Below are 11,703 nucleotides of genomic sequence, written 5' to 3'. Positions count from 1 at the left end.
ACATTCCGAAGCGAGAGCGGAAACCGGACATACATGAGTACGGCAAGCTGAATGATCTCGGGCGATGTTTTAAAGTAGCGGAAGGGGTTTTGATCATTTTCAGAGGCTGAAAGCCAAGATCGCTCACCTCAAGGTCGGTTCCGCTGACAATGCCGATCTGAAGGAGGACGCAGCTTGCAGGGAGTCGTCGAAACAACATAACGTATTGTTATTATTAAAATTATTGGTGCCCAGAAGAGGACTCGAACCTCCACGACCTTGCGATCACTACGACCTGAACGTAGCGCGTCTACCAATTCCGCCATCTGGGCACGGGGTAGGAAGGCGCGTATCTACGAAGCAGGTGATCCAACGTCAACGCCTTTCTCGCAGCGTGATGAAAATTGAATGCGATCGCGCTTAGCCTTTTTAGGTTCAGGGCGACTCAGGGCGGAGCGCATGGCTCTATTGATCGCATCAGGTGCTGGTCAGGGCTTGCCCAAGCCGGCTTTGAACCCAATCGATCCAGTCACATTCGGTCATCTCTCCAGTCAAAGCAGTGATGCCGTCTGGCTCGTTCATTTGAGAACGCAGAAACTCCAGGACAAGCTGCCGGTCCTTCCAGTCGTGGGCGATCTGAACGAGGGAATCCCACCGCTTTTGTTCGTCAGCCCAACGTTGACGCGCCACGGCAGCTTCGAGCTGCCTCTGCTGGTAGCGTCTACTGTCTTCTTCTCTGAGTAATCTGCTTTCGCGCACGAGCTGAAGCGCTGCGAATAGGTTTGGGACTATGAGTCCTAATTCATCTTCCAGGCGGACCGATTGATTCTCGACCCAGTTCTTTTGAACAGGGGAACTCACGTAGCTCTTGATCTCGAATATCAAGAACCCCGTTGGCTGCATGTCCCATTTGTGCGTCTCGTCAGAGTGTGGTCTCCACGAGCGCTGCTGATCGGTCAGCGGAACCCGCACGCGCTTTTTCTTTTCCCGAAGCGAGATTTCCAGTTGATCGCGGTCTTCGCAAATGAAGAGCTGTCCTTTGACTCCTTCTTCGACCCGACCGCCTTGAAGCTCTATCGCCTTGAACAATGCACTCAGGATGCGGTGCCGGCGATTATCGTTCTCGGTGAAAGGACCTGGATCTGCTTGGAATGTCCATGTGCTTCCATTTTCTTTGGCGTGCTTGCGCGCCGATTGTCTGGCCGAAATCCAACCTGCGACTAATGAATGGGGTTTTACGAGTCGATCCGGCACAGACAGCTTGACAGCGAGCACGTGGTGCTTTCCGGCCTGTGTCAGCAAGTCTTCAAGGCTTCGTTGAGGTTTTGCCGGGCTGATCTTGGGATTTAGAAAATCGTGACTGGGCATCCCTTCAGCTCTCACGGGTAACTCGGGGACGGGAGTGTGCTAACCCAACCTTGTTCCAGTGTCCCTGAGGTGGAACCGGAATATCGAGCCGGCGGCAAATTTTGGATAATCCACTGTCCGAAATCCCAAAGTCTTTTGAAAGCTGGCTCAATGGCGATTTCCAGACACAATCAAATAATTCCTGGCGCGTGATCGTGCGCCTCGGTGTTTGCCCCAATACTTCATCCTCCATATCTACAGATTTTCTGTTCGACTTCAGCGGACATTTTGTTTGGATGATTATGCGGTACAGACCGAGTGACGAGCAGGCCAGCCTCACCCTTGTCTGCATAGGCCTTGGGCCATCTAAAAAAGTTCGCTCGCCCAATTCCGAAATGCCGACGTGTCTTGCTGACATCACCGATCTTGTCGGCATGCTCCAAAATCCGAAGTTTGCGTTGAATCTCTCGCTGATCGCTGTTCATTGAAACCACCCTCCTTCCCCAGTGGGGATATTAAAAAAGATGTCTCGCTAAGTTGTACATATCTACACCTACGCTAATTGCTTTAGAGGCAGAATGCGCATTCAAATCCGGCAACCTATCTTGCAGGGATCAATGCTTTGTCGTTAATTTCATACAACGGGGACGATGCGAGCCATTGACGCTGATAAGGGCTGACTATCAAAAAAGGATCGTGTGAAGCGAAGGGGGCGTCGAATGGTTCAAGCAGCGCAAAAAACACACGCGATGAGAGTTCTATTTTTTGTGGTGTTCTTGATGTTCGGCTGGCTGCCCGCAGTAGGGCAAGGTTCAGAGAACCAAAATGAACTTTTCGCCGCGGCCCTTGAGAAAGCCGATATGGGAGATGCCGACGCGCTGGCTTTGGTTGCGGAGGCCGATCTTCATGGCAGATTTGGGCAGCCGAAAGACGTCGAACTTGCGCTTGAGAAATTTCGGCAGTCAGCTTCGCTTGGTAGTGCTCTCGGCCAATTCGGGCTGGGATTGATTTACGATGAAGGGACCATTGTAGAGCGAGACCTAAACGAAGCATTCAGGCTATACGAGCTCTCTGCCAGTCAAGGATTTGCGCCGGCTCAAAATCATCTCGCAAGCTTGTTGATAGGTGGTGCAGAAGGGCGCAAGGATACTCAAGAGGGAGAACGGCTCCTTAGAGCCGCGGCAGCGCAAGGCCTACCCTTGGCCCAGTCGAACCTTGCAGCATTTCTTTCAGACTTTCGTATAGACAAGAACTTGTCAGCAGAGTCTCTCGAATTGTTCCGAAAGGCAGCTGCCAAGGACCATCCGGAGGCTCAGTTTCAACTTGGGCAAATCTATCAGGGCGGTTTCGGAGTCGAAGAGAACGAACTTCAGGCAATCATGCTTTTTCGCCGGGCAGCTGAAGCTGGTCACTCGGACGCTCAGCTTAAGCTTGGCATGTACTACGAAACGGGCCGCCTCGTAGAACAAGATTTGGATAAGGCGCTCGCTTGGTATCAAAAAGCAGCGGCAAGTGGCAATGAGGTCGCGATAGCGCATCTAGCTGGAACCGAATTTCAGTCCCAGTCAGACAAGTTGATCAAGACCTCTCGTCGAGCAGGACAATCTATATTGAGTTGGTGGTGGAACAGCTTACTCGAGGGCTTCATTGAGCCCTTAGTGGTGAACTATTCAGCTATCGGTATCGTGATGCTAATTGGATTGTTGTTCACCACGATTGCGATAATTTATAAGGCCGTAAAGACGATTGTGCTGCTTCCGCTCAAACTTTTTCGTAGAAAGCCGCCTCCAGAATCTCAGAAACGGGTCATTTGAGAGGCATTGTCATCGGAGCCGATTCATATCCGCCTGGTTTCTTTTCAAGGGAGCAGGTCATCTCCATTGGCAGCGTGACCTGAGCCCCAGATGGTCCCGCATTCTAATGGTTTCACCTGCTTGGAGCGATCGGGGCCGTCATTGTACTCCGAAAACTAGTTCAGCAGCTCCGGTGTATTCGCCGCGATCGGTTCAACCTAGGGAAAAACATTGTGGACCTAGATGACTTGGAAGCCCTTAGTAGCGTTTGGCCGTTGCTTTTGCGTATCTCGACATGACAGTGTCTGTCGGTCGAAATATAATACGGGAGGAGTGGAGGACATCTTGGTCAAATTGCGTTGACGGCCGGTTTATCGGGCTCGGCGTCTCTTCATCTGTAAAAGGAACCTTGGGACTGATCACGCGGCAGGTCATGGCCGACCATGAACAATGCTTGTTCCCAATCTCTTGATGTCACCTCCGTTGCTCTGGCAACATTGGCGATCAGGCTGCTAGCAAGAATCTTCCCTTCGGCATGAATTCTAAACCGGTGAATCGTAGAACCTGTTTTTGGAAATCTTAATGTGCCGAGGCTTGGATTTCGGTGCCGACCCAATCCTGGGCCCGGAATTCGCCAAGGCGGGATCGGAAAGCATAGCTCCGGCGGCACCTCAGTCGCGCCAATTTCCAGCAGATACTGCCTGGCAAGATAGGCTAAAGCCGCTGCCACACGGCTGTCATAAATGATGACGCCATAGTCGCCTGAATCGGCAAGAGCCATGATCTTCGTCGCTGCCGAATCCATGGGTCTGACTCGACTGAAAAAGCCGGCGTCGCCGGCATGCAAAGCATCGAGGCCATTGCAAATCGCTTGTGCCAATGAACCAGATCCAGATTCATTTGCGATCCAGACCGGTGTGGCTTGCTTTGGATTTTGACCAACTCCGCCCCATTCTAGAATCGCTTTGCAGATTTTTTCTGTTTCGTCATTATCTTGAGTCTCAAGCGCCTGATGAAGCAGGCGCGAATAGTCATCGAGTTTTGAATTTGTTTGTCCGCGGTCTTGATTGTTCCACATGTACTTTTGGCTGGCATCGCGCAGCGATGTGCACGTCCAAATCGTCTTCGCCTTAATGGTGTAGGAGTGGTGGAAATCAAACCATCGGTCGGTTAGCCATTTCTGCCAGTTTTGCTGTGTCATTTATATACCTCCCTTACACGGAACATTTTCTTGAATCCATTTGAAATTCATCTTGCTTCCAGTCGGCCTGTCGCCTTGACGGTATCCCCGCTTGTGAATCTCACACCGTCCCGCCGAACTTCGCGCTTGATCCCTGCGCCCAGGCAAGCAAGAGCGGGCGTCCCTGAGGTCTATCCGCTATCTGCCCCTCCCTCATGCCCATGGCATCCACGAAAGCCGTGAAATCTTCCTTCCACAAGCTTTCAGGCGAGAAGGACTGAACGAGCATCGCTGCGCCTGCCGCGCTGAACCGGTCGGCCTCGATCATGGCTGCAGCCGTCCTGTGCAAGAGTTGGTAGCGTAGCCCTGAGACGTCGCCGGTGAGGCCGAGTTTGCCTTTTATGAAGTCTAGCCGTTCGAGTTTGCCGGGCGAGGCATCGCCCAGCCATTTGGCGACGGTTGGCCCAAAGGGCTCAGCGACCTTCGCTTCGACGCCCGCAACCCAGAGGCCGCACGGCGTTGCCATTAGTGCAAGTATATCGGTCTGGCTGTCACGCCGTCCGCCCGGCAGAGGCGTTTTCCATTCAGGGAAGGCGGCGAGCGTTTCTGCCGGACCCAGTCCGGCCTTGTCAAAAGCGGTCTTGATTTCTTCAGGAAGGCCTTTGGTCTTTTCCCAATGTTCAGCTGCTGAACGGGCCGAATATCCGGCGCGCCAATGCCTGTCCGGATCAGCGAGCAGCGAGCGCCAATCCTCGGGACTGTTTGAAGGCAGGAAGATCCGTTTCGTCATGTTTGTTTCGATGCCGCATTGACGTAGTCAAGGCAAGCTCACCGACATTTCAACAAAGACGAGACCTTATGGCCATTGCCGCGGGGATGCGTACTTGATCGGCGGTCACTTATGCAATCACACGAACTTGGTGGATAGCAATTACCGGGAAAAAATATGGATCTTGCGCTCCGTAAGGACCGCAACCAGACAGAATATTCCCAATGACCATGATCCACTTCGTGCATCAGGTTCATTCGCCATTGGACATCAATCTCAAAACCGTTAGGCCCGTAGTGTCGACCAGACACAATCCGAAGTGGAGTTGGGATTTTGAAACGTATCAGTCAGGGCATCCTGTTTTCACCATCCGACCTTATCACGTTCATGGAGTCGCCATTCGCCTCTGCGATGAACCGCAAGCGCTTGTTCGATCCGACTTTGGCTGAGCAAATGGATCCTGACGACGCCCTGCTTGTTCACCTTCGCAAGAAGGGTTTTGCCCACGAAGAGGCGTTCGTCCAATCCCTGCAAGAGGCCGGCGCCGACATCTGCGCGATTGAGGATGATAATCCAGAACGCATGCTGGATCAGACGATCAAGGCAATGGAAGGCGGACGCGGCGTCATCACCCAGGCCTATCTCGCTTTGGACCGGTTTGCTGGCAAGGCGGACTTTCTCGTCAGAGTACCGGGCGCATCCAGGTTGGGCGACTACCATTACGAGGTCTGGGACACGAAACTGTCTCGCAAGCTCAAGCCATATTTTGCAATTCAATTGTGCTGCTATGTCGAGATGCTCGAGGCCGTCCAGGGATGTCGCCCGGAGCACATGGCCGTAGTCCTGGGAGACGACACAAGGCGTATCCTCAAAGTCGCGAACTATCTGGCCTATTACCGATCGCTCAAGGAGAGTTTCCTTGCATTCCATGATGATGATGAGGCGCCGACGCCAGACCCTGCCGAAAGCATCTCACATGGCAATTGGGGCGAGCTTGCATCGCGCTTGTTGGCAGCGCGGGATCACCTGTCCCAGGTTGCCAATCTGAGACGCAGCCAGATACTGAAGCTGGAAAGCGCTGGCATAGGCACGATGCAAGCGCTAGCCGAAACGGACCTCTCCGAATTGCCGGGGATGAACAACGAAACCTTTGCGCGTGCGAAGGCGCAGGCAAGGCTGCAAATCGCATCACGCGCCCAGGACAAGCCTGCGTACGAAATCATCAAGCACGATCCAGGCACCGCACGGGGTCTGTCGCTGCTTCCGCCTGCGAGCCCGAATGATGTCTTCTTTGATATCGAGGGATTCCCGGGGGTCGAGGTGGCCTGCCCCTCAGCAGTGGTCCACCAGATTTGTTAGCCCGGCGGTTTCAAGGTAGCAGCGTTCATGCTGCCACCTCCCCATAGTAAGGCGGCATGAACGCTGCGGGCAAGATGGCTTTTGGGGCGGGTGGCTTGTAGCCGAGAGATGAGTGCGGCCTCGCGGTGTTGTAGTGCTGCCGCCATGCTTCGATCACGATCCTTGCCTCGCGCAGATCGAAGAAGATTTCCCTCGCCAGCAACTCGTCGCGCAGCTTGCTGTTGAAGCTTTCGCAGTAGCCGTTTTCCCAAGGGCTGCCAGGCTCGATGTAAAGCGTCTTCACACCCACCCTTTCGAGCCAGTCTCGCAAGGCTGTCGCGATAAACTCGGGGCCGTAGCACGTTCGGAACGCTTCCTGGTTCGATCTGATTTTGCTCGAACAGGGAGTGACCATGGCAGACTGAAGGTCTTCTATTGTGAAGGTACCAGCCCCACGAAAGGAGACCGAGACCGCCATGATCACCAACCATATTATTCCAGAAGACGCCGTGCTTGTCGCCATCGACATTGCCAAAGCCCGCAATGATGTGCTCATCGAAGTGCGCGGTAACAAGCGGCGTAAACGGCTCGTCGTGTTGAACACACGCGCCGAGCATGATCGCTTCATTGACATGCTGACTTCATTCGATCGCCCGATCATCGCCGGTTTCGAGGCGACGGGTAACTATCACCGTGCGCTGGCCTGGCGCCTGCTCGATGCCGGGTTTGATACACGGCTCATTTCATCCATGGCACTCGCCCGAACCCGCGAAGCGATCCACAATGGATGGGACAAGAATGATCCCAAAGATGCGCAGGTCATCCTGCATATGCTCTCAACCGGCCTCAGCCAGTACTATCAGGATCCACTCGTCGCGGGCATTTCCGACATACAGGAACTGTCGAAGACGCATGAGATGGTTTCGAAGGCCAAGACTGAGACGCTGCATCGCATCCTCACCCACTACCTGCCTCTGTATTTTCCTGAGATCGAACGGTTCCGGAACGGATCGCGCAATGACTGGTTCTTTGCTTTCCTCGAGCAGTTTCCGACGCCTGCATCGGTCATCGCGCATGACAAGGACGCCTTCATTTCCGCCGCATGGGACGTCGTTGGACGCAAGGTCTCGAAGGCTCGCCTGATTGCGGACATCTACGAAACAGCAACAGAATCAATCGCTTTGCCGATTCCGATCGACAGCAAGGCGGTTGTCATGTTCCGCATGGTCCTTGCCGAGATCCGAAGCCTGATCCGTCAACGTGATCAGATCGAAGCCGAGGCCGAAGCGCTGCTGGGCGACACGCCTGACTATGTCGCACTCAAGCAAGTGCCTGGAATCGGCCCGATCAATGCGTTGACCATTCTGGCAGAAGCCGGTGACCTGCGCCGGTTTGGTCATCATCGTCAGTTCCTGAAATTTTGCGGCCTTGACCTCGCAACCCACCAGTCGGGTACATTCCGGGGACAGACCAAGCTTGCCAAGTTCGGCAACGCGCGCCTGCGCCGGTCTCTCTGGATGGCCGCCAATGTCGCCATTCGTCAGAGGGAAAACAGTTTCCGGGACAAGTACGCGCGCTACATCGCTAAGGATCCGACAAATCCGGATCTGAAGCGTAAAGCGCTCACAGCCGTTACCGCCAAGATGGCCCGCGTGGTTCACGCCGTCATCAAAAGTGGAACCCCCTACCGTCCCTTCTTCCAAGGGGCGGAGCCGAGAGGAAGAACCCCTGTCTGAAGGGCCGTTGAGGCACGTGAAAACGCGACCTCGTAGATAATGTTCGGGTCTTCCGCTCGGATCGGCATCCCGTGTTAAGGACGGTGAGGACCAGCGAAATATGCTCGTGTGGATCCTGTGTTTGCTATGGCCGAGAGCTCTTCCAATAGAAGCGGAAGTCCCTCGGCAATTGACAAATCAAGCCGCGGAGACATTCTGCGGATAGAAGGCTTTTTGCCTGCTGGTCTGATCGCGCTCCGTACGTAGGACGTTATCGGATCGTATGTGCTCGGGTGCCCCGTGACGAACGAACAACTCGCCAAGCGTGTCGAGGACATCCCGGGAGTTTAGCTTCCTCTCAACCCGGATGGCGAGACATTCCCGTGTAAACTCGTCGATCACACACAGCATGCGGAACACACGTCCATCATGGGTGCGGTCCTGCACGAAGTCATAGGACCATACATGGCCTTTGTGTGCCGGCCTTAGCCGCACGCAAGATCCGTCATTCAGCCAGAGACGGCCGCGTTTTGGTTGTTTCATCGGCACTTTCAGCCCCTCCCGTCGCCAGATGCGGTAAACCCGCTTCTCGTTCACATGCCAGCCATCATTTCTGAGGAGCGCCGTGATCCGGCGATAGCCATACCGGCCGAACTGTTCGGCCAGGCGGATAATCGCCGATGTCAGGGCGTCCTCATCGTCTCGCCGTATGGGCTGCTTGCGCTGGGTCGAACGGTGCTGGCCGATCACACGGCAAGCCCGGCGCTCAGTCACGCCAAGCTCTTCCACCACATGATCGACCGCAGCGCGCTTGCGGGAGGGGCTCAGAACTTTCCCTGAGCAACCTCCTTGAGGATCTGGTTATCAAGCGTGAGGTCGGAGACGGCCCGGCGCAGACGCTGGTTCTCCTTCTCAAGGTCCTTCATGCGCTTCGCCTGGTCGACCTGAAGGCCGCCATACTCCTTGCGCCATCGATAGTAACTTTGCTCGGTCACACCAACGGCACGCGCAGCAGCTGCAGCCGTCTCCCCGCGGGCAAGGCGAACCTCCACCTCCCGCAGCTTCGCAATAATCTCTTCAGGCTTGGCTCTCTTGCCCATATCTCAACTCCATAATCGGAGCCGGGACTAACTCAAATACTGGACCACTTTCCGGGAAGCAGACCAGGGTCTTCGCGGGCGAAGAAGTGCTTCAGGAAGAAGAAATCGGGTCAAACCTGTTCGCGCTGACGCGCAAGGTTCCGCTCGCGCTGCCCGACGGGTCAACCGGCCTTGTCGGCATCATCCTCGCCTCGGTGACGCCGAACGTGCACCTCAAGGATGCCGAAACGACCTATGACACCCTTTCACTGGCCTCCGGCGACCATTTGCGGCAGTTGAACGAGAGCCTGTCAAAACGGGCGCGGGAGCTTGAGAGCTGTTTGACCCTGGCCGAACTAAAGCAGCAGGCCACTCTGGAGATTGCGCATACGGACGTGACCACTGGGCTGAAGAACCGTCTCGGATTCGAGGCCGAACTCGCCGCCGCGATCCACGGGGCGGAAGCGACTGGCAAGCGGTTCGGCGTGGCCTTTATCGATGTCGACCGGTTCAAGCAGATCAATGACCGATACGGGCATGCAACCGGTGATCTTGTCCTGTCCACAGTCGGCAAACGCCTCAGTGAGCTGCCGGATATCTTCGCGGTCGCCCGCTGGGGCGGCGACGAGTTCGCGCTCCTGACCGAATTGCCGAATATCGGCCAGGCCGCACTGCTCGAGGGTTTCGAAGACGCCCACAGATACACGTTCCGGCCGGTCAAGGGCGATCACAGGCGGATCAATATTTCCGGGTCGGTTGGCATCTCGGTCTATCCGCAGGACGCTACCTGTTCGGACGACCTCATGCGATATGCCGACATGGCCCTGATGGTGGCCAAACGGCAGGGCCGCGGGAGGGTGCTGCCCTTCGATGCCCACATAAACGATGCGATGTCGCGCCGGTTGCAGATCATCCGCGACTTGCCGGATGCTGATCCGCCACCGCCGCCGCCCGCGCCGTTGCCGCCCTGCGCGACCGCAAGGCCTGATACGGCCATGGCGCCCGCAAGTGCGGCCGTCAGGGCCAGAGCTTTCAGTTTCAGCATTGCTTTTGTCTCCTGTCTTGAAGACGCCGTCTGCGCACCAGCGCGGCCAGCGTGCGCTCTTCCGAGCCTTCGCACTTTAGCACTGATTGCTGACACAGTCCTGACGGACCAAGCGTGAAACCGCCCTTATTTTCTAGGTACTATTACGTACGGGTCGCAGTATCAGACTGTCTGCATAAGGACATAAAGAAGGCCAGCGGATTGTTCCGCCAGCCTTCTGAAATGCGTATATCGCGGGCCGTTCCTATTCCGCAGAAACTTCCGCCGGTTTGCGCTTGTCGAAGAGGGTCCAGACACCGTCTTCGCCGTGCCAGTCGCCGCGGGTGGCGCCTTTGGAATATTCGGTGGCGCGCTGTTCGAAGAAGTTGGCGTGCTCGACACCGTTGAGGATTTCCGACAGCCAGGGCAGCGGGTGCTTGTCGATACCGTAGATCGGCTCCAGCTTGAGCTGGCCGAGGCGCCAGTCGGCGATGTAGCGGATATAATTCTTGATGTCGGCCGGTGTCATGCCTTCGACGTCGCCGGCCTCGAAGGCGAGGTCGATGAACTTGTCTTCCAGCATGATCACGGTGCGGCAGCATTCGCGGATCTTCTCGCGCAGGGCATCGGTCATCACGCCGGTCTCGGCGCAGAAGGCGTGGAACAGCTTGATCATGCCTTCGCAGTGCAGCGACTCGTCGCGGATCGACCAGGTGACGATCTGACCCATGCCCTTCATCTTGTTGAAGCGCGGGAAGTTCATCAGCATGGCGAAGCTGGCGAACAGCTGCAGGCCCTCGGTGAAGGCGCCGAACACGGCCATTGAGACCGCGATATCTTCGTTCGTCTCGACGCCGAACTGGCCGAGATAGTCATGCTTGGCCGACATCTCCTTGTATTCCATGAAGGCGGAAAATTCGCTGTCGGGCATGCCGATGGTTTCCAGCAGCAGGGCATAGGCCGCGATGTGGATCGTCTCCATGTTGGAGAAGCTGGCCAGCATCATGGAGACCTCTGTCGGCTTGAACAGGGGCATGTAATTGGTCATGTAGTTCGCGCCGACCTCGATGTCGGACTGCGTGAAGAAGCGGAAGATCTGGGTCAGCAGGTTGCGCTCGCCATCCGACAGCTTGACCGCCCAGTCCTTGCAGTCCTCGCCCAGAGGCACTTCTTCGGGCATCCAGTGGACCTGCTGCTGCTTCTTCCAGAAGTCATAGGCCCACGGATAGCGGAACGGCTTGTAGGCATGGCTCGGGGTGAGCAGTCCGGATACATTTGGATTTCCGTCAGCCATGGGGGCCTCCTTGGTGTTCATGTCGATGCGTGGAGCAATATACACCACATATAGTGCTTCATTCAGGTTAATGCCGCAAGATATTCTGGTTACCTGTGTGACACTTGTCCACAGGGATGCCCACAGGAAATGCAGGCCAGCGTGACATCAGGCGGCCCGCTGAGGGCAGTCTACGCCCTTATGCA

9 protein-coding genes, 1 tRNA gene and 3 pseudogenes are annotated in these 11,703 nt (G+C 55.7%); 5 read left to right on the top strand and 8 right to left on the bottom strand.

From position 1 onward, the window contains the following. The 3 genes and pseudogenes from VR74_RS21570 to VR74_RS12460 all read right to left on the bottom strand — a co-directional run. Nucleotides 1-92 (bottom strand): annotated as a pseudogene (locus VR74_RS21570) (IS6 family transposase); the annotation flags it as partial. A gap of 132 nt (nt 93-224) precedes the next feature. Continuing rightward, a tRNA-Leu gene (locus tag VR74_RS12465) sits at nt 225-311 on the bottom strand. A 145-nt stretch (nt 312-456) separates the two neighbouring features. Further along, nucleotides 457-1,347 carry a hypothetical protein gene (locus VR74_RS12460; RefSeq protein WP_045697228.1) on the bottom strand — a complete coding sequence of 297 codons (891 nt, stop codon included), beginning with the start codon at nt 1,345-1,347 and terminating at the stop codon, nt 457-459. A 101-nt stretch (nt 1,348-1,448) separates the two neighbouring features. Here VR74_RS12460 and VR74_RS12455 point away from each other — a divergent pair, with 101 nt between their 5' ends. Then, complete coding sequence (locus tag VR74_RS12455; protein WP_045697226.1) at nt 1,449-1,814, top strand: hypothetical protein; 366 nt, start codon at nt 1,449-1,451, stop codon at nt 1,812-1,814. A gap of 231 nt (nt 1,815-2,045) precedes the next feature. After that, the gene (locus VR74_RS21015) at nt 2,046-3,140 is read left to right on the top strand and encodes a tetratricopeptide repeat protein (RefSeq protein WP_299950383.1); all 1,095 of its coding nucleotides are present in this window, start codon (nt 2,046-2,048) and stop codon (nt 3,138-3,140) included. Between the two features lie 370 nt (nt 3,141-3,510). Here the strand turns inward: VR74_RS21015 and VR74_RS12445 are convergent, their stop codons facing one another. Next, nucleotides 3,511-4,320, bottom strand: coding sequence for a hypothetical protein (locus VR74_RS12445; RefSeq protein ID WP_045697224.1), 810 nt, complete (start codon nt 4,318-4,320; stop codon nt 3,511-3,513). 100 nt (nt 4,321-4,420) lie between these two features. Beyond that, nucleotides 4,421-5,089 carry a hypothetical protein gene (locus VR74_RS12440; protein WP_045697222.1) on the bottom strand — a complete coding sequence of 223 codons (669 nt, stop codon included), beginning with the start codon at nt 5,087-5,089 and terminating at the stop codon, nt 4,421-4,423. A gap of 312 nt (nt 5,090-5,401) precedes the next feature. Between VR74_RS12440 and VR74_RS12435 the strand changes: the two genes are divergently transcribed. Then, nucleotides 5,402-6,427 (top strand): TM0106 family RecB-like putative nuclease, encoded by a 1,026-nt coding sequence (locus VR74_RS12435; protein WP_045697220.1) that lies wholly within the window; start codon nt 5,402-5,404, stop codon nt 6,425-6,427. 25 nt (nt 6,428-6,452) lie between these two features. Here the strand turns inward: VR74_RS12435 and VR74_RS12430 are convergent. Further along, a pseudogene (locus VR74_RS12430) lies at nt 6,453-6,773 on the bottom strand (transposase); the annotation flags it as partial. A 109-nt stretch (nt 6,774-6,882) separates the two neighbouring features. On the opposite strand from VR74_RS12430, the gene VR74_RS12425 reads away from it, so the two are divergent. Further along, a complete protein-coding gene (locus VR74_RS12425; protein ID WP_035540783.1) occupies nt 6,883-8,142 on the top strand; it encodes an IS110 family transposase in 1,260 nt (419 codons plus the stop codon). Between the two features lie 249 nt (nt 8,143-8,391). Here VR74_RS12425 and VR74_RS21010 read toward each other — a convergent pair. Continuing rightward, nucleotides 8,392-9,221 (bottom strand): annotated as a pseudogene (locus tag VR74_RS21010) (IS3 family transposase); the annotation flags it as partial. A gap of 86 nt (nt 9,222-9,307) precedes the next feature. Here VR74_RS21010 and VR74_RS12410 point away from each other — a divergent pair. Beyond that, complete coding sequence (locus VR74_RS12410; RefSeq protein ID WP_045697219.1) at nt 9,308-10,363, top strand: GGDEF domain-containing protein; 1,056 nt, start codon at nt 9,308-9,310, stop codon at nt 10,361-10,363. Nucleotides 10,364-10,489: 126 nt separating this feature from the next. Here VR74_RS12410 and VR74_RS12405 read toward each other — a convergent pair whose 3' ends face one another. Then, a complete protein-coding gene (locus VR74_RS12405; protein ID WP_045697263.1) occupies nt 10,490-11,518 on the bottom strand; it encodes a ribonucleotide-diphosphate reductase subunit beta in 1,029 nt (342 codons plus the stop codon). Between the last annotated feature and the right edge of the window lie 185 nt (nt 11,519-11,703).

The sequence above is a fragment of the Hyphomonas sp. BRH_c22 genome, from assembly GCF_000961795.1.
Lineage (GTDB): Bacteria > Pseudomonadota > Alphaproteobacteria > Caulobacterales > Hyphomonadaceae > Hyphomonas.
Note: the sequence above shows the minus strand (reverse complement) of the source record. Positions and strands in the feature narration are given on the sequence as shown.

Coding starts and splice junctions, on each gene's coding strand:
- VR74_RS12460 (WP_045697228.1), bottom strand. CDS start 1,347: ATGCCCAGTCACGATTTTCTAAATCCCAAGATCAGCCCGGCAAAACCT.
- VR74_RS21015 (WP_299950383.1), top strand. CDS start 2,046: ATGGTTCAAGCAGCGCAAAAAACACACGCGATGAGAGTTCTATTTTTT.
- VR74_RS12445 (WP_045697224.1), bottom strand. CDS start 4,320: ATGACACAGCAAAACTGGCAGAAATGGCTAACCGACCGATGGTTTGAT.
- VR74_RS12440 (WP_045697222.1), bottom strand. CDS start 5,089: ATGACGAAACGGATCTTCCTGCCTTCAAACAGTCCCGAGGATTGGCGC.
- VR74_RS12425 (WP_035540783.1), top strand. CDS start 6,883: ATGATCACCAACCATATTATTCCAGAAGACGCCGTGCTTGTCGCCATC.
- VR74_RS12405 (WP_045697263.1), bottom strand. CDS start 11,518: ATGGCTGACGGAAATCCAAATGTATCCGGACTGCTCACCCCGAGCCAT.